This window comes from Spelaeicoccus albus, from assembly GCF_013409065.1.
GTDB classification, from domain to species: domain Bacteria; phylum Actinomycetota; class Actinomycetes; order Actinomycetales; family Brevibacteriaceae; genus Spelaeicoccus; species Spelaeicoccus albus.
In genome coordinates this window covers 2,763,017-2,785,487 of sequence record NZ_JACBZP010000001.1, presented here as the reverse complement: position 1 = coordinate 2,785,487, position 22,471 = coordinate 2,763,017, and the positions used below count along the sequence as shown (strand labels likewise).

The window sequence follows — 22,471 nt, the reverse complement described above, 5'->3', positions numbered from 1 at the left end:
CCACCATTCGCGGGGGTTCTGCTGCTTACGCGGCAGGCAGGTGCAGCGTCTGGCCGACCTCGATGACGTTCGGGTTGCTGACGGTGGACTTGTTCGCACCGGCCAGCTTGATCCAGCCACCTTCGATGTCGAGCTTCTTGCTGATCTTCGACAGCGAGTCGCCGCCCTTGACCGTGTAGGTCTTGTCCGAGGCCTTGACCGTCGGGATCGTCGGGGTCTGCGGCTGCGAGCTCTGCGAGCTGCTGCTGTCCGAGCTGCCGGACTCGGGCTGCGAGCTCTGCGAGCTGCTGCTGTCCGAGCTGTCCGACTCGGGCTGCGAGCTCTGCGAACTCTGCGAGCTGCTGCTGTCCGAGCTGTCCGACTGCGGCTGCGGGGCGCCCTGGCTCTCCGGGGTGCCGCTGGCTCCGGCCTTCTGCGAGCAGACCGGCCAAGCGCCCCAGCCCTGTGCTGCCTGGACCTTCTCGGCGATGGCAATCTGCTGCGACTTCGAGGCGTTCGACGGCAAGCCTTGGCCTCCGTATGCCTTCCAGGTGTTCAAGTTGAACTGCAGGCCGCCGTAGTAGCCGTTTCCGGTGTTGATGCTCCAGTTGCCGCCCGACTCGCACTGAGCGATGCGGTCCCAGACGCCCGCTGAGGACGTGGTGGCGCTCGCCGTGGTTGCGGCAACGCCCATGCCGACGCCTGACAAGGCGACGACGGCAACGCCCATGCGGACTTTCTGGCCAAGTGTGGTGGTACTAAGTTTCACGATGCTCCGTTAGGACACCTACGCTCGGGCCGTCCCCGACCTTCCACACGCCGTCGTCCATTCCCATGCAGGTTGACTTGCAATTCCAAAACGGCTGCCGTGCGGACGACGTGAGGTGTACGGCAGCGTCGGTTGGTATGTCGTGAAGAGAACAAATTCTCTTCGAACGGCCGTCTATGAATTGCGGCCACATCCGACTGTACAAGCAATCAACTGCGAACGATAGTCAAGAGTTCAACCTCGTTCGTTACCTAATCGCAACATAGAGAGACTATATTGCGCTGACCTGCAATGACGCCGTTATCTTAAAGTTATATAAGAATTTTGAAGAAGCTCGATTTCGGCATGTCGCGGGTGCCTTCACGACGCAAAGTCGGCGTCGGAACGGCCGGCAGGCGACACCGCCGCGTCACGCCGATCGACCGGCCGAGCCCGATTCGAGGCCGATTGTCCGAGCTCTTCGCACCCAGCCTGCCAGGTCTCGGGCATGCCCGGCGTCGGACAGTTCGGCCTGGTCGATGATTCCGTCCGGGGCGATGACGACGGTTCCGCGCCCGGCACGCCCGCTTGCGGCATCGAAAGCGCCGTATCGGGCGGATGCGGCGCCGTGCGGCCAGAAGTCGCTGAGCATCGTCAGCGACAACTCGTGGGAATCGCCGAATTCGCGCAGCGCGTATTTCGAATCGGCGGAGATGCACACGACCGACCAGCCGCCGCGGCCCTCGGCCTCGCCGGCCAGCTCGTTCAATTCACCCATTTCGGAACTGCAGATAGGTGAGAACGCAAAAGGAAAGAACACGATCAGCAATGACGTGCCAGCGTAGTCGCCCGGCGTGTGCCGCTGTCCGAATTGATCGTCGAGGGCGAAGAACGGAGCCGGTGAGCCGACCAGTTCGCGCATCAGTTCATCTTGCGGTTCACCAAGCGGGTACCCGACCAATCCGGAGAAGCGCTCACGGTCGAGGTGACGTGCAAACCCGCAGTCGGCGCCGATTCGGAGATTTCACCCGGGGGCACGTGCCCGTCGCGCCCGGGCTTCGGAGTGAACAGCCACACCACTCCCCCGTCGTCGAGCGCCGTCAGCGCATCGACGAGACCATCGATCAGATCGTCGTCATCGTCGCGCCACCACAAGACTGCGGCGTCAACGACGTCCGCATAGTCCTCGTCTTCGAGTTCGGCTCCGATCACGGCTTCGATCGACTCCCGCAAATCGAAGTCCACATCGTCGTCGTACCCGAATTCCTGAACGATTTGGCCGGGTTTGAACCCGAGTTGTTCGGCCAGATTTTTCTCCGCGTTCGGGGCGGAGCTAGTCCCGCTCACTTATCGCTTCCTTTCGTCAAGAGTTAGCAACACTGTATGCCGGATGCCGTCCCGCTCGCACGCCGTCCGGATCACCCGGCACGTAAATCGACCGATTGAAGCCGATTCAGCTGCTCGTGCCGTACCCATTCACCCGCCCGCGCCGTGCCCACTCAGGCGGGCGCGACCGCGGGCTGCGTTTCGTTCCCGGCCCGGTAAGTGGAACGATAGAGGGTGCGGCGTGCGCGTACACCATCCGGGCGCCGACTTCCTGACAGCTGACGCGGGTGACCCCAGCGCGAATTACGAGAGGAAACCGAGTGGCTACACGCGACGACGCAGGGCCCATCCTGAACGGCCTGCCGAGCCAGGTTCCGGACATCGACCCCGAAGAGACAGCCGAGTGGCTCGAGTCATTCGACGGGCTCGTGAGCGAACGTGGACGCTCCCGCGCGCGCTACGTGATGCTGAGCATGCTTCAGCAGGCCCGCATCAATAATGTCGGCGTGCCGAGCGTCACGACCACCGACTACGTCAACACGATCAGCCCCGAATTCGAACCGTGGTTCCCGGGCGATGAGGAAGTCGAACGCCGGTACCGCAAATGGCTGCGCTGGAATGCCGCCGTCATGGTGCATCGCGCCCAGCGGCCCGGTATCGGCGTCGGCGGACACATCTCCACCTATGCCTCCTCCGCAACGCTCTACGAGGTGGGCATGAACCACTTCTTCCGCGGCAAGGATCATCCTGGCGGCGGCGACCAGGTGTTCTATCAAGGCCACGCATCCCCGGGAATGTACGCCCGGGCGTTCTTGGAAGGCCGGTTGAGCGAATCGGACCTCGACGGATTCCGCCAGCAGGCTTCCCACGTCGTCGACGGCAAGCCGGGACTTCCGTCCTATCCGCATCCGCGGCACATGCCGGAGTTCTGGCAATTCCCGACGGTATCGATGGGCATCGGCCCGATGAACGCCATCTACCAGGCACTGTTCAACAAATACGTCGACGGCCGCGGAATCAAGGACACGTCGGACCAGCACGTGTGGGCATTTCTGGGCGACGGCGAAATGGACGAACCGGAAAGCCGCGGGCTGTTGCAGACCGCGGCCACCAACGGTCTCGACAATCTCACGTTCGTCATCAATTGCAATCTGCAGCGCTTGGACGGGCCGGTCCGCGGCAACGGCAAGATCATCCAGGAACTGGAATCGTACTTCCGCGGCGCCGGGTGGAACGTCATCAAAGTCGTGTGGGGCCGTGAATGGGATCCGCTGCTGGCCGCCGACCGCGATGGTGCGCTCGTGAATCTGATGAACGCGACGCCGGACGGCGATTATCAGACTTACAAGGGCGAGTCGGGCGCGTTCGTGCGCGACAACTTCTTCGGCCGCGATCCGCGCACCAAGCAGATGGTGCACGACTACTCCGATGAGAAGATCTGGAACCTCAAGCGCGGCGGCCACGACTACCGCAAGGTGTACGCGGCCTACAAGGCTGCGGTCGAGCACTCCGGTGAGCCGACTGTCATCCTCGTCAAGACCGTCAAGGGGTACGGCCTCGGGCCGCACTTCGAAGCACGCAATGCGACGCACCAGATGAAGAAGCTCACGCTCGACGACCTGAAGCTGCTGCGCGATCACTTGTCGATCCCGATCAGCGACTCCGAGCTCGAGGCCGACCCATATCTGCCGCCGTACTACAACCCCGGCCCCGACGCTCCGGAAATCAAGTACCTGCTGGAACGCCGCGAACGGCTCGGCGGCGCGCAGCCGGCCCGGTCAACCGAACATAAGCAGCTGGCCCTACCCGGCGACAAGTCGTACGAGGTGGTGGCCCGCGGTTCCGGCAAACAGGAGATCGCCACCACCATGGCGTTCGTCCGTCTGCTCAAGGATCTGATGCGCGACAAGGAGTTCGGCAAGCGCATCGTGCCGATTGTTCCGGACGAAGCGCGCACGTTCGGCATGGACTCGTTCTTCCCGACCGCGAAGATCTACAACCCGCACGGCCAGAACTACGTGTCGGTCGACCGCGAATTGTTCTTGGCGTACAAGGAATCCAAGAGCGGACAGATCATGCACGTGGGCATCAGCGAAGCCGGGGCCATGGCCGGGTTCACGGCCGCGGCCACTGCGTACTCGACGCTCGGCGAGCCGATGATCCCGATCTACATCTTTTATTCGATGTTCGGATTCCAACGCACCGGCGATGCCATGTGGGCTGCCGGCGACCAGATGTCGCGAGGATTCATCCTCGGCGCCACGGCCGGCCGGACGACGCTGACGGGTGAGGGCTTGCAACACGGCGACGGCCATTCGCCGCTGCTTGCCTCGACGAACCCGGCCGTTATCACGTACGACCCGGCTTACGGGTACGAGATCGGCCACATCATGAAAGACGGCCTGGCCCGGATGTACGATCCGGACGATCCACGCCAGGACCCGAACAAGATGTACTACATCACCTTGTACAACGAGCCGATCGTTCAGCCCAAGGAGCCGGAGAATCTCGACGTTGAAGGCTTGTTGAAGGGCATCTACCTGCTTGCCCCGGGCGAGGGCTCCGGCCCGGCAGTCCAGCTGCTGGCGTCCGGCGTCGCCATGGCGTGGGCGCTCGAGGCCCAGCAGCTGCTCAGGGACGACTGGGGCGTGCGTGCCGACGTCTGGTCGGTCACGTCGTGGAACGAACTTCGGCGCGACGGAATGGAGGCCGAATCGGCGCAACTGCTTGATCCGACCGCCGAGCAGCGCGTGCCGTATGTGACGCAGAAGCTGCAGGACGCCGACGGTCCCGTCGTGGCCGTGAGCGACTATATGCGCGCCGTCCCGGATCAGATCAGGCAGTATGTGCCGGCCGACTTCCAGTCGCTGGGCGCCGACGATTTCGCGATCTCGGATACCCGCTCGGCCGCGCGGCGTCATTACAAGATCGACGGGCCGTCCGTCGTCGTCCGCGCACTGTTGTCGCTGGCCAATGCCGGCGCCATCGATCGGGCGCAGGCTGCCGAGGCCGTCGAGAAGTACCGTCTGCACGATGCGACTGCCGGTTCGTCCGGCAACGGCGGCGGCGACTCCTAGACTCCCGGCTCGCCCCGGATCGAGTGGTGGCGAATGGTCGTTGCCGCCCCGCCCCGCCCGCCGAGTGGTGGCGAATGGCTGCGAAATCAATGATTTCGCAGCCATTCGCCACCACTCGGCGCGAGCGGACAGCCACTGGCCACCACTCGGCGCGGGCTGCGGCGATACTGACGGCGGCGAGGGCCTCCCGGTGCCTTCCGTTTTGTCGGAATCCCCACCACGATTGTGGATTCACTACAATCACCAACTATGATCTGACCATGCCCGAAAACACCGCGCGCCCGAAGTCTGCAAAGGCCCCCGGGAAGCGCAGCGCAGCCGACTCGGCAAGTCGCGGCCGCGACACCCTCCGTCACCGCGCCGCCACCGGACGACGCCTCAAGGCCGGTATCGGCGAGCTGTCCACCGCAACGCTTCAACGACTCGATTCGACGTTGCCGTGGTATCGGGCAATGCAGCCGGCTGATCGGTCGTGGGTCGGACTCGTCGCTCAGGCGGGGATCACGTCATTCGTCGACTGGTACCGCAAACCCGACGCCCCGCTCTGGGTCGTGGCCGATATCTTCGGTACGGCGCCGCGTGAATTGACGCGCGCCATCACGCTGCAGCAAACCCTCCAGCTCGTTCGCGTCGTCGTCGAAGTGGTCGAAGAACGCGTGCCGGACCTCGGCAAAGGCGACGAGGACCAGTCCTTGCGCGAAGCGGTTCTGTTGTTCTCTCGCGAGGTAGCCTTTGCCGCAGCCGATGTGTACGCCCGAGCAGCCGAAGCCCGCGGCAATTGGGACGCTCGCCTGGAAGCGCTCGTCGTCGACGCCCTGGTCCGCGGTGAATCGGTCGATGCCCTGACGTCCCGCACCGCCGCGCTTGGCTGGCGTTCGGTCGGCGAAGTAGCAGTAATAGTCGGGCAGGCGCCGTTCCGACCCACCCCGCAATTGACCGACGACCTTCGGCGCTCGGCGCGCCGCGTTGCCGAGGATGCGCTCGTGGGCATCCAGGAAAACAGGCTCATCGTCGTCCTGGGCGGAGCCAAGGACTTCCGCACGGCGGCCGCCGCGCTTGCCGACAAATTCGGTCCGAGCCAAGTGGTGCTCGGCCCGGTTGTCCCCTCGCTGGCCGAAGCCGGTACGTCGGCGGCCGCCGCGTTCGCCGGTCGGCACGCGGTCGGCGGTTGGCCCGGCGCGCCGCGGCCCGTCTCGGCCGACGATTTGTGGCCGGAACGGGCTTTGGCGGGTGACCGCGTCGCCGTCCGGGAACTGATCGACCGCATCTACGCACCGCTGGACGATGCCGGCGGCAGTCTATTGGACACCGTGACCATTTATCTCGAGTGCGGGAACTCTCTTGAAGCCACTGCCCGGGAGCTTTTCGTGCACCCGAACACCGTTCGATACCGATTGCGCAAAGCAACGGATGTCTCCGGCTGGGACCCGACCGCCGCACGCGAATCGTACGTTGTCCGAACGGCGCTTGTCCTCGGCCGGTTGAAACAACAGGGCGCCTTGTCCACACCCTCCAAAACTTCCACCCAAGGTTGGTAGCTGTCGTTATCGAGGTCGTCCGCGTCCCACAAGAGAAGGTTGGATAGTGCTTGCATTAGTTTTCCCGGGCCAAGGCTCCCAAAAGCCGGGCTTCTTGAGTAGCTGGCTCGAGGTTCCCGGATTCCGTGACCGGTTGACCTGGTTGTCGGCAGTCGCCGACATCGATCTGGTCGCACACGGCACCGAATCCGACGAAGAGACCATCAAGGACACGGCAATCGCGCAGCCGTTGCTCGTCGCTTCCGGGATCTTGGCAGCCGACGTGCTTCTCGGCGACGGCGACCGCGCCGGCATCACGGCCGGCCATTCGGTCGGCGAAATCGCCGCGGCGGCGTTCGCCGGCGTACTCACGGCCGAACAGGCGATGGTGTTCGTGCGCGAACGCGGTGCCCGGATGGCCGCGGCGGCCGCCGAAGTACCGACTGGTATGAGCGCCGTGCTCGGCGGTGAACCAAACGACGTGGCGGACACGCTTGCCCGCCACGGTCTCACGGCGGCCAATGCGAACGGCGGCGGGCAGACGGTCGCGGCCGGCACACTCGATGAACTCGCCGCGCTGAAGGACGATCCGCCCGCCAAAGCGCGCGTCATGCCGCTCAAGGTCGCCGGCGCTTTCCACACCAAGCACATGGCGCCGGCGAAAGAGCGACTGTCCGCGATCTCCGCCGGCATGTCCGTCGCCGATCCGTCGGTGCCGCTCTTGTCGAACGCGGACGGCCGAACCGTCAACTCCGGCCGGGACTATTTGGCCAGTCTCGTGACGCAAGTGGCCAATCCGGTCCGCTGGGATCTGTGTATGGAGACGATGGCCGGAGCCGGCGTGACCGGACTGCTCGAGTTACCTCCTGCCGGCACATTGAGCGGCTTGGCCAAGCGCGGCTTGAAGGACGTCGAACGGTTTTCGCTGAATTCGGCGGACGACCTTGATTCGGCCCGCGAATTCGTCGCGCGGCACATCCACCCTGAGGACCGCTCATGAGTCTTTTGCACCATCAGCCGACGCTTTCCCAGATGAAGACCGCCAAGCACTCGCGCATCGTGGGAATCGGCGGCAGCCGCGGCGAACAGTCGGTGCCGAATTCCGAATTGGTCGAAGCCATCGATTCCTCCGACGAGTGGATTCGTCAGCGCACCGGTATCATCACCCGCAGTCGCGCCCCCAAGGACGTCGGCGTCGTCGACATGGCTGAAGAGGCGGCAATCGAAGCCATCGCCAACGCCGGACTGGCACCGGCGGACATCGGCGCGATTCTTGTTGCCACTGTCACATTTCCGTACCCGACGCCGTCCGCCGCTTCGTTCTTGACGGCAAAGCTTGGTACCGGTCCCGTTCCGGCGTGGGACATCTCGGCCGCGTGTGCCGGATACTGCTACGGAATCGCCCAGGCCGACGCGATGGTCCGTGCCGGAGCGGCCGATAACATCCTGGTCATCGGCGTGGAGAAGCTTTCCGACTTCATCGATCCGACCGACCGCACCATTTCATTCCTGCTGGGCGATGGCGCCGGCGCCGTAGTAATTGCTCGAAGCGACACGCCCGGGATTGCGCCGAGCGTGTGGGGTTCCAAGGGTGAGAATTGGGACACGATCAGCGTCACGTCGTCCAGCCTCGACTGGCGCGACGACAAGGACACGCCGTGGCCGACACTCCGCCAGGAGGGGCCCACGGTCTTCCGATGGGCGGTCTGGGACATGGCCAAGGTCGCCAAGGAAGCGCTCGAGGTCGCCGGCATCAAAGCATCCGATCTCAGCGCGTTCATCCCTCACCAGGCGAACATGCGCATCATCGACGAACTGGCCAAGCAATTGAAACTGCCCGACCATGTCACGATCGGCCGCGATATCGCCGATAATGGAAATACGTCGGCGGCCTCGATTCCCTTGGCCACGGAGCGCCTGCTGCGTGAAAACCCAAGCTTGCACGGAGGACTTGCTTTGCAAATCGGCTTCGGTGCCGGGCTTGTCTATGGCGCACAAGTGGTGGTGCTGCCGTAGTATCCCTCCCGGGGACTTGTTCACCACAGTAATAAAGCAATCGCGAATAACACGCACGACCACAAGATAAAGGAAGCACAATGGCATATTCCGAAGAAGAAATCCTCAGCGGCCTCGCCGAAATCGTCAATGAAGAGACCGGTCTGGCCGTCGAAGCCGTCGAGCCGGACAAGTCGTTCGTCGACGATCTGGACATCGACTCGATCTCGATGATGACCATCGTGGTCAACGCCGAAGAAAAGTTCAGCGTGAAGATTCCCGACGACAAGGTCAAGGATCTCGCTACGGTGGACGACGCCGTCAAATACATCAAAAACGCCCAGGACTGACAGTCCGCCGCCGAGGCCCGTGCGCAAGAGACACCGCGCGGGCTCGGGCTAGAGTCAAGTCCCTGCAGCATTAGGAAAGGCACCACGAATGACGCGCAAGGTCGTCATCACCGGAATCGGCGCTGTGACGCCTATCGGTTCCGACGTATCGAGCACCTGGGATGCGGCGCTGGCCGGCACATCCGGTACTCACAAGTTGGACAACGACTGGGGTGAGAAGTATTCGCTCCCGGTCGACATGGCCGCGCGCGTCGACCGTCAGGTCGTCGCGGACAAGCTGTCGCGTGTCGAAGCCAAGCGCCTCGATCCGTCGAGCCAGTTCGCTTTGATCGCCGCCAGGGAGGCCTGGCAAGATGCTGCAACTCCGGACGTCGAACCCGAACGGCTCGCTGTCGCGTGGGCCACCGGGGTCGGCGGCGTCTGGACGCTGCTCGACGCCTGGGACACTCTGCAGGCCAAGGGACCGCGCCGGGTCATGCCGCTGACCGTTCCGATGCTGATGCCCAACGGGCCGGCTGCAGCCGTCGGGATGGACCTTCATGCCCGCGCGTCGGTGCAGACGATGGTGTCGGCGTGCGCGTCGTCCACCGAAGGCCTCGGGCATGCGCTCGACGTCCTGCGGTCGGGGCGCGCCGACGTCGTCGTGGCCGGCGGTTCCGAAGCGGCGATCCACCCGATCACGCTTGCGGCGTTCTCGTCGATGCAGGCGTTGTCCAAGCGGGTCGACGATCCCGAACACGCGTCGCGGCCGTATGACGTCGACCGAGACGGATTCGTCATGGGCGACGGCGCCGGAGCGCTCGTGTTGGAGTGGGAAGAACACGCCAAGGCACGCGGTGCGAAGATTTATGCCGAGCTGGCCGGGGCTGCCGTGTCCAATGACGCCTACCACATCACGGCGTCGGATCCGGACGGCACCGGTTCGGTACGGGCCACGGTCGACGCTTTGAGGGACGCTACGGCCTCCCCCAGCGACGTCAGGCACGTCAACGCGCACGCGACATCCACCCCGGTGGGCGATTTGCCCGAATCGTTGGCCTTGAACAAGGTGTTGGGCGAACACATCGACGATGTCGCGGTATCGGCTACGAAGTCGATGACCGGGCACCTGCTGGGTGGCGCCGGAGCGGTGGAGGCCATCTTCACGACCTTGGCCGTAAAAAGCCGGACCGCTCCCCCGACCATCAACGTCGAGAATCTCGACCCGAAGGTGAATCTGGACGTCGTGCTGGGCAAGCCGCGCACGCTTCCGGACGGCGATTTGCTGGCGTTGAGCAACTCGTTTGGCTTCGGTGGTCACAACGCGGTAGTCGTCATCCGCAACGTATAACCCCATCAACGCACTGTCGGCGGGTACTTCGCGGGTCGACACCCCATTAATTCTTGAGGGTGTCGGCCCGCAAAGTACCCGCCGACAAATTTCTTTTAGCGGTCCTGCATTGTTGGCAGGCCGGTGCTTAGCCGACTTTGTGCAACCAACGCACCGGTGCGCCGTCGCCTGCGTAACGGAACGGCTCAAGCTCTTGATCCCATGCCCGGCCCAACGCTAGGTCCATTTCCCGCGTCAACCGAACAGGATCACCGGCAGCGACGTCCATCGCGGCACGAATCCGGTCTTCGGGCACCATGATGTTGCCGTGCACGTCGGTGACGGCGTGGAAGATGCCCAGATCGGGCGTATGCGACCAACGGCCTCCATCAACCCCGTGGCTCGGCTCCTCGGTGACTTCAAATCGCAGATGTTCCCAGCCGCGCAGTGCCGATGCGATTTTGGCGCCGGACCCCTGGGGCGCTTGCCAGGACATTTCGGCGCGCATGTGCCCGGGGGCGGCCGGTTGAGCCGTCCACTCGAAAGATGCGCGCGCGTCAATAGCTCCGCCCGCCGCCCATTCGATATGAGCACAAAGAGCCCGCGGTGCGGAGTGCACGAAAAGCACGCCTCTTGTCGTCAAAGAAGACATCCCAACCTCCATCGATTCCGGTACGTCTTCCCCTACGACCCGAACCCGGTTGAGTTCTCTGCGACATGAGCGCTAGCTACATTGTGACATGCGGGAGTGTGTTATGCCACCAGGCGGACGCCGCGGCGGGTCCCGCGTGCGAGCGACGCCACTTTATCGGCTACCGGGCCGCTGTGCGGCGTTCGAGCCGGACGTACGCCGTCCGGCCATCACCAGCAGCATCTTTTCGGATCGGTGCAGAAAGCGGATTCGGTCGGCCAGCACTTCGTCCGTCACGGCGAGGTCGTCCGCCAACTCGGTTTCCGATACTCCGGCACTGACCGCGTCGACGAGGTCGTCCCACTTGATGAGCTTGCGTGCGACCGCCAGCCGTACGTACTTCTCCACCGCGGCGTCCTGACAGGCGACCTCTCCACGGTCAAGGTGTTCGAGCTCGTGAGCAAGGGTGCATCGATGCCGAGAAAACAGTATGCGCTTGTCGATCAGTTCCGGTGCCTGCCCGAGCTGCGGGTTGTCGCCGATGTCGAAAGTTTCCACGGCGGGCGGCCCCGCCCACTCGACGACCACATGGTCGACGGCGGGGTACTTACGCCACGGACGTTTTTTCGGCATGCAAGCAACATAACCCCGCGCACCGACATTGGCCCCGTACGGCACGCGGATGAGATAGAACCGATCCCAAAACGGGCCGTTCCGTCAACGCCTACTTGCTCGAAGTACCGCCGAAATACAGGTGGTGGTGTGCAACGCATCCCGGGTTGAATTCGGCGTTGCAGCGCGGGCATGTCGCGGCGCCCAGGTAGGCGTTGATCGTCATTAAGTGCCGGCATACGCCGCACACCACGGCACGTTCGTCACGGTCGCGGGCCGCCCAGACGTCGACGGCGTGGTCGGCGGACTCCGTATGGCAGTGAATGCACGCATAAAAGGTGCGACAGCACGCGAACTTGATAGCTACGACGTCTCGCGTTGAGTGATAGTGGACGCAACGCGTCTGTGCGTCGATTGTTTTGCCTGCGACGGCGATGGAGCCATCTTCTACCACGATCGGCCCCCAAATGAAGCGTAATTAGGAAGGTCTCCATTATGACATTCCGATTCGGCGTCCCAAACGGGTTCCGCACCTCAGCCCACGAATTCAGCCCACGAATGACAACGTCACCGCTACACGCTCGTTGCGCCCCGTCACGATCGCGTCGACGTTCAAGTGACTTTTCAGACTTGTGGATGTCGTTCGCGTCCGCCACATTGCTTGCGCCGACGAACTCAGCCTGTTGTGCGGAGCGAGCCCGGACACCGTGACTTGGTTTCGCAACCAAGGCCGTGCGTATGGTGCTCGCCCGTTCTTCGCCACCCAGTACCCCAAGCAACTCGGCCAAAAAGTGCGAGAGGCGTTCATGAGTTTTTCCACGCTCATCGCTTTCGCCCAGGACTCCGGGGCGGTCGCCGGCGAGATCGCCGAGGACTTCTCCGCCGACGGGTCCGAATGGTCGAAAGCCGACATCGTGAACCTCCCCCGGTACTCGGCCGCGATCCGCACGAACCTCAACCAGCAACGCCAGTCCGCGTTCACCGTTCACATCGAACACTTCGAAGCCGACCGTCGGGCGTTCGCCACACGGCAAGGATACGAACCGACGCCCTCAGCGATGATCAGCTGAGGAGGCTCATACGCCACGTCGCCGCCGGACATCCAACAGGGCTTCCCGAACACAGTAAAGATGAGCCTCGCCGCCCGGTGGGGCGATAGTAACCGACCAGGAGAGCCGCCGATGCCTGCAACAGCACGACGACATCACCGACACTCGTTCGGACCAGGTTGTGGCATTCGACGAGCTGGATTCCGCGCTACCGACTGAGCAGGCAGCCGGCCATCGTCTCGACTCCTACTGGGACGGACTTTGGGATCCGGGCGGCGGCGTGCCGTGGCTGCGCAAATCACGCGCGGACCGTGTTCAGCGCGCCGGATGGGGGCGGCTTCCGGCGACATGGAACGTTGACGAAAATGAAGCCTGGAGCCTGGTGTTCTCGCGGCGGCGCTGGCTTCAACGACTCGGCATCCTCGGCACCATCCAAGCTTGGCGAACGGTCACCAGCGAACAGATCGCCGCTATCGTCGGCACTCCGTGGGTCACGCAAGGAACGTCAAAGGCGATGGTTTCATTCTTCGCTACCGGGCTGATCGACGTGGGTGAAATAGCACGCGGACTGCAGCCCACCGCCGGCACATCCTCGGCCTACCTCTACCGACCTTCCCGCACTCGAGTGTTCGAAAAGAAGATCAACCCGAAGCTCAGCTACCCCGAGCAAATCGCACCTTGGACGAAAGTTGTCAATGAAACAGTTGCCCGACGGTACATTCATGTTGTCGGGCGGGCTAGGTGTCGATAAAGACTCATCGGGCGCACACGGCAGCTTAAAGGCGATGACATATAACATTCAAGATGCCGCTGCAACTTTCCCATTCCTATCTGATGCGGCTTTTGACAGGGTCAACCACGAGCGTAGAGACACTGTCTGCATCGATGGGATCCCGATCATCGATCAACCAGCAGGAATCAACAACACGTACTTCGGCGTCGGTTGGAGCGGGCACGGATTCGCTATTTCGCTCGGGTTCACGGAACTAATCGCCTCATGGCTCAAGACGGGTGATAGGCCGAACTCGCTTTCCCCGTTTTCCTTTGAGAGATTTTCCTCCCAATAATTTGTCACGAATCGGGTTCGCCGCAATTGCTTTTCAGGACACGTCGCCCACCTTCAGTTCTGACCGACGACGCGTTGCGGTTCCGAAGTCGTGGACCGTGGTGGTATCGATTCCATGCTGCGCGCTTGGGACAGTAGTGCGTCACAGGCTCTCACTGGCGGCGTTTTGGGAAACCTGTTGCGCGTTGTTGGCCCAAGCTACGGTCTCACCTCCCTCCAACGGAGTCTCCCGCCATGCCCTCACAAGATTTCGATCCGGCAAACTCTCGCGATCTCGATGGCAACACCTGGCAACGCGATGTCACGCATACAGTCACAAGCGAAGGAGCGATCGTTCCCTTGAATCAGCACACAGCACCAATCGTCACGAGCTCATCAATGCGTGCGTCGTCATAGCCAAGTTCGATCAGTATTTCGCGGCTATGCTCACCGAGGTGTGGCGGAACATAGCGAATCTCCTTAATGACTTTCGACATCGTGATGGGTGATGCGATCGTTTTAACGGCTTGGCCGTCAGCGTCAGTAAACTCTATGATCATTTCATTCTGCGAGGTCTGTGGATCGGCGAGGGCCTCGGCCAAGCTGCGTACCGGACCGCACAGTACATCATGCTGCTCAAGCTTTGTCAGCCAATGCTCGCAGGTATCGTCGAGGAGACGCGTGGCCATAATCGTCCGAATCTCAGCACGATTCTCTTTCAGTCGATCAAGTGTCGAGAACCGCTCTTCTTCGGAATAGTCGGGCAATCCGAGAGCCGCGCAAATGTCAGCTAGCGGATTTTCTTTAAACGCCCCGATAATCACAATCTCAGAGTCGTTTGTAGGAAAGCAACCGCTAAGCGGCATGAGAGCCCAATTTAGCTCTTGGTTATACATGAGACGTGTCGTCGCTTCTTGCATTTGCAGAGCAAGCATGGAGCTGTAGAGGCTCACCTCGACCTTCTGACCCTCGCCCGTTGCATGCCGTTGTAGCAGTGCGAGCAGAATGCCCTGCATTAGGTGCTGGCCCGCCGTGTAATCGGCGATCGGCGTTGCATAAATCGCAGTCGGATGTTCGGGGTCAGCTTTCCTCGTCATCACACCCGAGTAGGCCTGCCCCAGAATGTCTTGCCCGCCCTTATCGGCATATGGTCCGCTTGATCCAAAACCGGAACCACACGCCCAGATAATGCGAGGGTTGAGCTTGGAAACTGTCTCGTAATCAAGGCCGAGACGCTTCATCACGCCGGGCCGGAAATTACTTACGACCACATCTGCGTCACCTAACATGTCGTAAATGACTTCGCGACCGGCGTTCGTCGATAAGTCGACCGCGATCCCTCTTTTGTTGCGGTTGAGACTGAGAAAGACCGGGTTGTTTTGCCCGGTGTGTTTAAGCACCCCTTCGCGCGAGAGGTCTCCTTTGCCGGGACGTTCAACTTTGGTGACTTCGGCGCCGAAGTCACCAAGTGCCTGCGTGCAAGAAGGTCCAAGCATCACCTGTGTGAAGTCGATGACCTTGATACCGTCGAGTGGTCGCGCCATGGCGTCTCCTTCCGAGAACTGACGTGCGAGAGTCTACGCCGATTTTAGAATAATAAAGAAATTTACTGTGACCGTTGACACAGTAAAGATCTTCAATATACTTAAAAGCACCGTTTCGATCTAGAGGAGCTGCGCATATGGTGACGGAGTCGACACCGGCCCCTTCAGTGGATGCTCTCCTCGCGGGTGTCGGCAGCAAAGTACGCGCGATGCGTAAGGAACAAGGTCTCACGCTCGCCAATTTGGCTGAACTCACAGGTCTCAGCCCTGCTATCGTCAGCCAGGTCGAAAGAGGGCTGGCCAATCCGTCGTTCACGACTTTGGCACAGCTGGCGCATGGACTGGAGATCCCAGTGGGGAAGTTGATCCCTGATCATGCACCTGAATCGAGATCGCCCGTGGTTCGCAAAGCGGATCGGCGTGATCTCAGGGGCGTAGCGCCCGAGGCCCTGGGCGAAGCAGCATACGAGTTGCTCACCCCGGACCTTAACGGAACGTTGGAAGCCAATTGGGTCGTGACCCCTCACGGGCACGACACAAGCGACACTCCGTTCACACACGGAGGAGAGGAATTCGGAATCGTCCTGTCGGGGAAAAAGGACGTGTACCTCAATGGCCAGAGGTATGTGCTTGAAGCCGGCGACTCAATAACTTTCAATTCGACGATTCCGCATTGGTTTACAAACTCCTACGACGAAACGTGCGTAGCGGTTTGGGTTAACTCTCCGCCGACCTGGTAGTCAAATGTGGGTTGCGGGCGGTGCCCCTTCCCATCCAATTTTGCCACTGCGGGCCGCTTTAGACGACCGGCTTCGATGGAGCATGCCTTCAAGCGACGACGACGTGCTTGGTTAAGGAGAATCATGATTGGATCGACCACTGGCGCAACCGCGACGCGCCGGGAACGCCTTTCCCCAACGGTTAGGCGCGGAATTCTCAGCCTCGGATTGGGCAACACCCTCGAATGGTTCGACTGGATGATTTTTGGGCTGCTGTCAGCGTACATCGGGCCCAACTTTTTCCCGGGCGGGGACCCTACTACTGCAACTCTTGACGCCCTAGCCGTCTTCGCCGTTGGCTTCTTTTTCCGGCCGCTGGGAGGTGTCGTCCTCGGAACCTTCGCCGACCGATTAGGGCGACGCAAGGTCATGCTCTTGTCCATCACCATGATGGCACTCAGCACGCTCGTAATCGCGGCTTCGCCCACATACCATCAGGTCGGGCTCTTAGCGCCCATATTGCTTGTCGTGTGCCGAGCCGTTCAAGGCCTGTCCACGGGAGTTGAGGCACCGATTTCCACCGCATACGCGGTCGAGCTAATGCCTGAGGGGCGCGAAGGATCAGCCGCAGGCATCATCTCATTCTTCGTGAACGTAGGCATCGTGCTCGCTCCGCTTGTCACCTTTATCGTCACCCTGTTCGTCAACACAGAAGCCATGACGGACTGGGGATGGCGGATACCATTCACAGTCGGAGCAGCGCTCGGCTTTCTGATCGTATACCTTCGGCGAACCCTCCCCGAAACGATGAAACAGGAAGAACTCGCAGAGGCGACGACCGGTTCCGTGTGGGCCGGCATTAGAAAAAGCTGGGTGAGCGTCCTGGCAATCGTCTTCGTCGTCGGAGCGGTGCAGGCATACAACTACGCTTGGAACGTCGGACTCCCCAATGCCGCACGGTCGACCATGCACGAGGACTCGACTGGCGTATTCGCCTTAACGACTGTTCTGGGCCTGATCCTCGTCGTCGGCAGCCTTGTCGTCGGCCGGCTCGTCGATGGACGATCGTTGTCGCGATGGTTCCTCGTGACCCGACTTCTCGCCATTCCGTCAGTCTTCCTTATGCTGCTCTACTCAAAGCCGGGTCTCGGCGGGTTCGCCTCAGTACTACTCGGTGGCTCTATTGTTCTTCTTCTGAACATGACGCTGTACAACGTCGTCTCCACCTCGCTGATGCCCAAGCACTATCGCGGTGGCGGAACTTCGCTCGGTTACGGCTTGGGAGTAGCCATCTTCGGCGGCACGGCCTCGTACCTTCTGGTGTTGTTCAACTCCATTGATATCGACTGGGCATTCCCCACCTACGTCGCTGTGCTCTCAGCTCTCAGCGTCGTCTTCTACCTGATCGCTCGCCGTGTCAACGGCACCTACGTCGGAAAGTGAGACATTTAGTGAAATCCAACGAACTCCTCGTAACGTCCGAAGACACTGCGGCACCCATAGCGTCCCGCTCAGACATCCTCGTGGTCGGCGGCGGGCCGGCCGGCGTCGCCGCAGCGGTCACTGCTGGCCGATCCGGCGCCTCTGTCACGCTGCTCGAACGCTACGCATATCTCGGGGGCCTCGCCTCAGGTGGAATGGTCCTCGTGCTCGACGACATGATCAATGGGCAAGAGATCACAGTCACCGGCGTCGTGTCAGAGTACATCGAGCGGATGCAGAAGCTCGGCCTAGCCGTAGTGCCGCCGAAAGAAGACCGCACGATATCGCGAGATCTGTGGAACAAGTGGGGGCGTTTTGGCACCTTCGACTTCCACTCCCACACAAAGCCGAAGCCAATCTGTTACGCCGCAGCGTTCGACCCGGACGGCTGGAAGCGCGTGTCGAACGACCTCGTACGCGAGGCCGGGGTCAATCTTCTCCTTCACTCCTGGTTTTCGCGCCCGATTGTCGACGACGGCGTAATGAAAGGCGTGATTGCAGAAACGAAATCTGGGCCTCAAACGCACCTCGCCGATATCGTGATCGATACGACGGGTGACATCGACGTTGCCGCCCGAGCCGGTGCCGATTACATTCAGGGAAGCTATCTCACAACCCTGGTTTTCCGCCTCGGCGGCGTCGATACGGCCGTCGCCGAGGAGTTCGAGCAAAATGACCCAAAGGCTGCCCGCGCAATTAACCGTAAGGTCAAACGAATTCTCGGCGGCGCATGGGAATTGTGGTGGCTGAAGACTCCGCTTCCCGGTGTCGTGTGGTGCAACGCCCCGCATATGACCGGCTACGATGGCGTCGATCCAGCGTCGCTTACCGATGCCGAATTCGCCGCGCGAGAGAAGATCGCTGAGGCAGTTCAGTATGTCAAGGACAATCTCCCAGGGTTCGCGAACTGCTACGTAGTTGACGCAGCGCCTCAGATCGGTGTGCGCCAGACGCGCCTGCTGGATGGGGAATACGTCATGACCAAGGACGACGTCGTCGATCGGAGACACTTCCCTGACACAGTCGCACGAGGTCGCGACTACTACTACCCGTACCGTTCACTGTTGCCCAAAAACGTCGACCAGCTTCTCGTAGCTGGAAGGCACTACTCTGCCACTCCTTCAGCGCAGAAGGAATCACGAGAGATTCCCCCGTGCATGTCGATGGGGCAAGCAGTCGCTTCGGCGGCGACTCTCGCACTCGAGCAATCGATCCGCGTGCGCGACGTATCGGCGCTCGAAATCCAGCAAAGGATGCGAAAACACAATGCCGATCCGGGTGACATTCCTTCGGAGAACGCGACAATCAGCGTCGAGGAAGCAGTGGAAGCATGAGCACCGATACGGTCAACGACACCAGCAACTCGGCATCCGACGTGACGACCGGGTCCAGCCTGCCCCTCGCCGGCATCACGGTAGTGGATTTTACGCAAGTGTTCATGGGCCCAAGCTGCACTCAACTGCTTGGGGATTACGGAGCCGATGTCGTCAAAGTTGAGAAGCCCATCACTGGCGATTCAGCGCGAAATTCTGTTCCTGATAAGGACGGACAAGATAATCCCATTTTTTTGTCGATCAACCGCAACAAGCGGGGCCTATCCATCGACACGAAGTCCGACGATGGCAGAGAGGTTGTCCGCGAACTCATCTCACGCGCGGACGTCGTCGTCAGTAACTTCCGCGCCGGCGTGATGGAAAGGATGGGTTTCGGATATGAACAACTCAAGAAGCACAACCCACAACTCGTTTGGGCTTCGGGCACAGGCTTCGGCGCGACCGGTCCTTATGCGAAGCTCGGCGGGCAAGACGTCATCAATCAAGCGTATTCGGGACTCATGTGGCGGCGCAGTTCAGAGAACGACCCGCTGACCGTTTACCCAACGACACTCTGTGACTATACGACGGGCATGCATCTGTTTCAGGGCATCCTGCTCGCCCTCCGCTCGCGTGACGTCACGGGAATTGGGCAGAAGGTCGAAGTCACGATGTATGACTCGATGTTGCATATGCAGATGCAAGAAGCCAGTATGCAACTCAACCGCGGCTTCGAGGTCAATTGGGGACGCATGCCGCTGACAGGAGTCTTCCCCACGACGGACTCGGCAGTGTGCATCGTCGGCGGATTCACAGCCGATCCGCTCACGCATATTTCAAATGCCCTCGAATTCGAGGTGGATCTGAGCGAAGACCCACGATTCGCAACATTCGAGAGCCAGGTTGAGAATCGATCCGAACTCCAGCAGCTGCTGGCCGAGCAGATAGCCACAAACACTACCGCCCACTGGGTCAACAGGCTAGAAGACGAAGGCGTGCTGAACGCGCCCGTTCGGACGCTAGCCGACACACTAGCGGACGAACAGACCATTGCCAACGGCATGATCCTCGAGTCACAACATCCGAGCGCTGGAACGTTCAAAATGTTGAACGCACCAATCCACCTTGCTGACACTCCGGCCACCGTGCGCCGCGTCGCGCCGCGTCTCGGCGAGCACAACGTCGAGATCCTTCAAGAGAACGGATTCGACAATGAAGAGATCCGCCGCTTACAAGAATTGGGAGTGCTGAAATGAGCAACGACTCACCCATCGATGAGATCCAATTCGGCGTTTCCGACCGCGGTGTCGCAACCGTCGTGATCAACCGGCCACATGTTCTCAATGCAGTCGACCCGGCTTCCCATGACAGGCTCAACGCAATTTGGGATTCGATACGGAACGACGATCGCGTACGAGTCGTTGTGGTCACAGGCGCGGGCGAGAAGGCATTCTGCGTCGGGGCAGACATGTCGGCAAATGCCGTCGACAAGACCGGGCTGCAGTACTGGGCCGAGCTCGACCCCAATGGATTCGGCGGCCTCAGCTTGCGAACGGATCTCGACGTTCCCGTGATTGCGAAGGTCAATGGATACGCTCTTGGCGGCGGCATGGAAATGGTGCTCGGCGCAGACATCGTTGTCGCTGCGGCCACGGCGCAGTTCGGTCTCACAGAACCGCGCGTTGGCCGGCTCGCTCTTGATGGTGGCATCACGATGCTCGTCCGCAGAATCCCCTACACGCAGGCTATGAGTCTTCTGCTTACGGGGCGGAAAGCATCAGCAGAGGAAATGCAGCGCGCCGGACTCGTCAACGAGGTCGTTTCACCCCCCGAACTCGATTCAGCAGTGGACCGTTGGATCGATCAGATACTCGCGTGCGCCCCCACGTCGATACGCGCCGTGAAGCAAATGGTGTCACGAACAAGCCATCTCACAGCCAGTGAAGCACGCGGCATGCGCCTTCCGTCGGTTATGGCGGCGCTCGACAGCGAAGACTCCGTCGAAGGCGTCAACGCGTTTCAACAGAAGCGTCAACCCGTGTGGCCCGGGAGGTAAAAGTGTCTGCAAATACGAATAACCACGACGGCCCTCTCGCCCCCGGAGTCTGGGGAGTCGTACCGACGCCTTTCGCCGGCCAACGCCGCGAAGTCGATGCGGAGGGTCTAGGCAGGCTTGCCGTATTCTTTGACGACGCCGGAGCCACAGGACTAACCGTGCTCGGCGTGTTCGGCGAGGCCAGCTCACTCAACGCATCAGAACGCGCCCACGTACTCCGCACTGTCGCCGAACACTCCAAACTCGCCATCGTTGCTGGCATTACCTCAATAGCGGCAGGGCCCGCGATCGCCGAGATTGAGAATGCGCAGACGACGCTCGGGCCGCGGCTACGTGCTGTGATGGTGCAGGTCAACTCAGCACGGTCACAGGACGTCATCGAGCACCTACAGAGCATCCATGCGTCGAGCGATGCCCCGATCGTCCTGCAGGATTATCCGAAATCGAGCGGCATCACAATCTCGACTTCACAGATGATCACGATCACCAAGCACTGCCCGTTCGTATGCGCAGTAAAGTCCGAAGCTCCCCCGACGGCAGTAGCGATCGCACGACTAACTGCGAACACCGACCTGTCGGTATTCGGCGGTCTGGGTGGCCAAGGGTTGCTCGACGAACTCACCGCGGGATCAGCGGGAGCGATGACCGGGTTCTCATACCCTGAGGCCCTCGTCGCATGCGTCTCCGCGTGGCGCCGCGGAGATCGTGACGTGGCACGAGCCGAGCTCCTGCCCTACATGCCGCTCATAAACTTCGAACAGCAGCCCGGCATCGCCCTAGCAATTCGAAAGGAGCTGTTCCGACGCCGTGGGATTTTCAATGATGCAGCTGTTCGCGCTCCGGCCGCTGAATTTCCCCCCGAACTCGCGGAACTCGCAGCTGCCCATCTGGAACATGTCGAAACCGAGGCGGTGATTCGCTGATGGACTTACAGCTTCACGGAAGGACAGCGTTCGTCGCAGCATCCACGGGAGGCCTCGGCTTGGCGATAGCGACAGCCCTCGGCAACGAAGGTGCGAACGTAGTCGTCACCGGCCGCCGCGCCGATATCGCCCGGAAGGTTGCCGCCGAATTGCCGTCGGCAATCGGAGTCGAACTCGACGTCACCAGCACCGAATCGCGTGACCGCGCGCTCAACACCGCCGAGGAGACATTTGGAACGATCGACATCATGGTCCTCAACGGTCCGGGACCCCCGCCGGGCGCCGCAGCCGACATGAGCACTACAGACGTAAGCGACGCCGTGGAACAACTCGTCGCCCCCGGGCAACACTTCGTGTCACGAGTGCTACCCGGTATGCGCTCGCGCCGATGGGGACGCGTCCTCGCCGTCGGATCGAGCGGCATCGTCGAACCATTGGCTAACCTCGCCTCCTCCAACCTCGGACGGGCAGCCCTCGCCGCATATCTCAAAACGCTGGCTTCAGAGGTCGCCACGGACGGCGTCACAGTTAACTTGCTCCTTCCGGGGCGCATTGCCACGGATCGTGTTGCGAGCCTCGATGCGGCGAAGGCACAGCATGAAGGGATTTCTCGCGAAGAGGTTTCACGACGGTCAAAACAGTCCATCCCGGCCGGCCGCTACGGTGATCCGGCTGAATTCGGCGCCGCTGCCACATTCCTGTGCAGTGGGCCAGCCTCCTACCTCGCCGGCGTTGCACTGCGCTGTGACGGCGGACTTGCCAAAAGTCTCTGACTAAACAATGAAAGGGCAACAAA

The 22,471-nt window shown here is 61.4% G+C and carries 23 protein-coding genes; 16 read left to right on the top strand and 7 right to left on the bottom strand.

Annotation, left to right across the window (positions count from 1 at the left end):
- Positions 1-25 precede the first annotated feature (25 nt).
- From BJY26_RS19415 to BJY26_RS12940, 3 genes are all read right to left on the bottom strand, one after another.
- Positions 26-748 (bottom strand): transglycosylase family protein, encoded by a 723-nt coding sequence (locus BJY26_RS19415; protein ID WP_308191276.1) that lies wholly within the window; start codon positions 746-748, stop codon positions 26-28.
- Between the two features lie 409 nt (positions 749-1,157).
- Positions 1,158-1,649, bottom strand: a complete 492-nt coding sequence (locus tag BJY26_RS12945; protein ID WP_179428657.1) for a redoxin domain-containing protein — start codon at positions 1,647-1,649, stop codon at positions 1,158-1,160.
- A complete protein-coding gene (locus BJY26_RS12940; RefSeq protein WP_179428656.1) occupies positions 1,649-2,074 on the bottom strand; it encodes a DUF3052 domain-containing protein in 426 nt (141 codons plus the stop codon). Before BJY26_RS12940 ends, BJY26_RS12945 begins: the two co-directional genes overlap by 1 nt.
- A 299-nt stretch (positions 2,075-2,373) precedes the next feature.
- Between BJY26_RS12940 and aceE the strand changes: the two genes are divergently transcribed.
- From aceE to BJY26_RS12910, 6 genes are all read left to right on the top strand, one after another.
- Positions 2,374-5,130, top strand: coding sequence for a pyruvate dehydrogenase (acetyl-transferring), homodimeric type (gene aceE / locus BJY26_RS12935; RefSeq protein WP_179428655.1), 2,757 nt, complete (start codon positions 2,374-2,376; stop codon positions 5,128-5,130).
- Positions 5,131-5,390: 260 nt separating this feature from the next.
- Positions 5,391-6,668, top strand: a complete 1,278-nt coding sequence (locus tag BJY26_RS12930; RefSeq protein ID WP_179428654.1) for a PucR family transcriptional regulator — start codon at positions 5,391-5,393, stop codon at positions 6,666-6,668.
- A gap of 46 nt (positions 6,669-6,714) precedes the next feature.
- Entirely contained in the window at positions 6,715-7,647 is a 933-nt protein-coding gene (locus tag BJY26_RS12925) for an ACP S-malonyltransferase (protein ID WP_179428653.1), read from the top strand.
- A complete protein-coding gene (locus tag BJY26_RS12920; RefSeq protein WP_179428652.1) occupies positions 7,644-8,663 on the top strand; it encodes a beta-ketoacyl-ACP synthase III in 1,020 nt (339 codons plus the stop codon). Before BJY26_RS12925 ends, BJY26_RS12920 begins: the two co-directional genes overlap by 4 nt.
- Positions 8,664-8,743: 80 nt before the next feature.
- On the top strand, positions 8,744-8,992 hold the full coding sequence (locus BJY26_RS12915) for an acyl carrier protein (protein WP_179428651.1): 249 nt from the start codon (positions 8,744-8,746) through the stop codon (positions 8,990-8,992).
- An 88-nt stretch (positions 8,993-9,080) separates the two neighbouring features.
- Positions 9,081-10,322 carry a beta-ketoacyl-[acyl-carrier-protein] synthase family protein gene (locus BJY26_RS12910; protein ID WP_179428650.1) on the top strand — a complete coding sequence of 414 codons (1,242 nt, stop codon included), beginning with the start codon at positions 9,081-9,083 and terminating at the stop codon, positions 10,320-10,322.
- A gap of 127 nt (positions 10,323-10,449) precedes the next feature.
- On the opposite strand, the gene BJY26_RS12905 is transcribed toward BJY26_RS12910, so the two are convergent.
- The 3 genes from BJY26_RS12905 to BJY26_RS12895 all read right to left on the bottom strand — a co-directional run bounded on the left by BJY26_RS12905 (position 10,450) and on the right by BJY26_RS12895 (position 11,998).
- Positions 10,450-10,953, bottom strand: a complete 504-nt coding sequence (locus tag BJY26_RS12905; RefSeq protein ID WP_179428649.1) for a DUF3145 domain-containing protein — start codon at positions 10,951-10,953, stop codon at positions 10,450-10,452.
- Positions 10,954-11,106: 153 nt separating this feature from the next.
- Positions 11,107-11,565 carry an ImmA/IrrE family metallo-endopeptidase gene (locus tag BJY26_RS12900; RefSeq protein WP_179428648.1) on the bottom strand — a complete coding sequence of 153 codons (459 nt, stop codon included), beginning with the start codon at positions 11,563-11,565 and terminating at the stop codon, positions 11,107-11,109.
- A 91-nt stretch (positions 11,566-11,656) separates the two neighbouring features.
- Positions 11,657-11,998, bottom strand: coding sequence for a CHY zinc finger protein (locus BJY26_RS12895; RefSeq protein ID WP_179428647.1), 342 nt, complete (start codon positions 11,996-11,998; stop codon positions 11,657-11,659).
- A gap of 352 nt (positions 11,999-12,350) precedes the next feature.
- On the opposite strand from BJY26_RS12895, the gene BJY26_RS12890 reads away from it, so the two are divergent.
- The 3 genes from BJY26_RS12890 (at position 12,351) to BJY26_RS19735 (ending at position 13,660) form a co-directional block, all read left to right on the top strand.
- A complete protein-coding gene (locus BJY26_RS12890; RefSeq protein WP_179428646.1) occupies positions 12,351-12,614 on the top strand; it encodes a hypothetical protein in 264 nt (87 codons plus the stop codon).
- 160 nt (positions 12,615-12,774) lie between these two features.
- Entirely contained in the window at positions 12,775-13,344 is a 570-nt protein-coding gene (locus tag BJY26_RS12885; RefSeq protein ID WP_179428645.1) for a hypothetical protein, read from the top strand.
- Positions 13,289-13,660 carry an FAD-dependent oxidoreductase gene (locus tag BJY26_RS19735; RefSeq protein ID WP_372465391.1) on the top strand — a complete coding sequence of 124 codons (372 nt, stop codon included), beginning with the start codon at positions 13,289-13,291 and terminating at the stop codon, positions 13,658-13,660. Before BJY26_RS12885 ends, BJY26_RS19735 begins: the two co-directional genes overlap by 56 nt.
- Positions 13,661-14,003: 343 nt before the next feature.
- Here BJY26_RS19735 and BJY26_RS12880 read toward each other — a convergent pair whose 3' ends face one another.
- The gene (locus tag BJY26_RS12880; RefSeq protein WP_179428644.1) at positions 14,004-15,182 is read right to left on the bottom strand and encodes a CaiB/BaiF CoA transferase family protein; all 1,179 of its coding nucleotides are present in this window, start codon (positions 15,180-15,182) and stop codon (positions 14,004-14,006) included.
- Positions 15,183-15,319: 137 nt separating this feature from the next.
- Here BJY26_RS12880 and BJY26_RS12875 point away from each other — a divergent pair, with 137 nt between their 5' ends.
- The 7 genes from BJY26_RS12875 to BJY26_RS12845 all read left to right on the top strand — a co-directional run bounded on the left by BJY26_RS12875 (position 15,320) and on the right by BJY26_RS12845 (position 22,448).
- Positions 15,320-15,922 (top strand): helix-turn-helix domain-containing protein, encoded by a 603-nt coding sequence (locus tag BJY26_RS12875; RefSeq protein WP_179428643.1) that lies wholly within the window; start codon positions 15,320-15,322, stop codon positions 15,920-15,922.
- A gap of 123 nt (positions 15,923-16,045) precedes the next feature.
- Positions 16,046-17,344: an MFS transporter gene (locus BJY26_RS12870; RefSeq protein WP_179428642.1), complete on the top strand. Its 1,299-nt coding sequence runs from the start codon at positions 16,046-16,048 to the stop codon at positions 17,342-17,344.
- Positions 17,345-17,352: 8 nt separating this feature from the next.
- Positions 17,353-18,717, top strand: coding sequence for an FAD-dependent oxidoreductase (locus tag BJY26_RS12865; protein WP_179428641.1), 1,365 nt, complete (start codon positions 17,353-17,355; stop codon positions 18,715-18,717).
- Entirely contained in the window at positions 18,714-19,952 is a 1,239-nt protein-coding gene (locus BJY26_RS12860) for a CaiB/BaiF CoA transferase family protein (RefSeq protein WP_179428640.1), read from the top strand. Before BJY26_RS12865 ends, BJY26_RS12860 begins: the two co-directional genes overlap by 4 nt.
- Positions 19,949-20,752 (top strand): enoyl-CoA hydratase-related protein, encoded by an 804-nt coding sequence (locus BJY26_RS12855; RefSeq protein WP_179428639.1) that lies wholly within the window; start codon positions 19,949-19,951, stop codon positions 20,750-20,752. Before BJY26_RS12860 ends, BJY26_RS12855 begins: the two co-directional genes overlap by 4 nt.
- Positions 20,737-21,675: a dihydrodipicolinate synthase family protein gene (locus BJY26_RS12850; protein ID WP_342354669.1), complete on the top strand. Its 939-nt coding sequence runs from the start codon at positions 20,737-20,739 to the stop codon at positions 21,673-21,675. Before BJY26_RS12855 ends, BJY26_RS12850 begins: the two co-directional genes overlap by 16 nt.
- Positions 21,675-22,448: an SDR family oxidoreductase gene (locus BJY26_RS12845; RefSeq protein ID WP_179428638.1), complete on the top strand. Its 774-nt coding sequence runs from the start codon at positions 21,675-21,677 to the stop codon at positions 22,446-22,448. Before BJY26_RS12850 ends, BJY26_RS12845 begins: the two co-directional genes overlap by 1 nt.
- Positions 22,449-22,471: the final 23 nt, after the last annotated feature.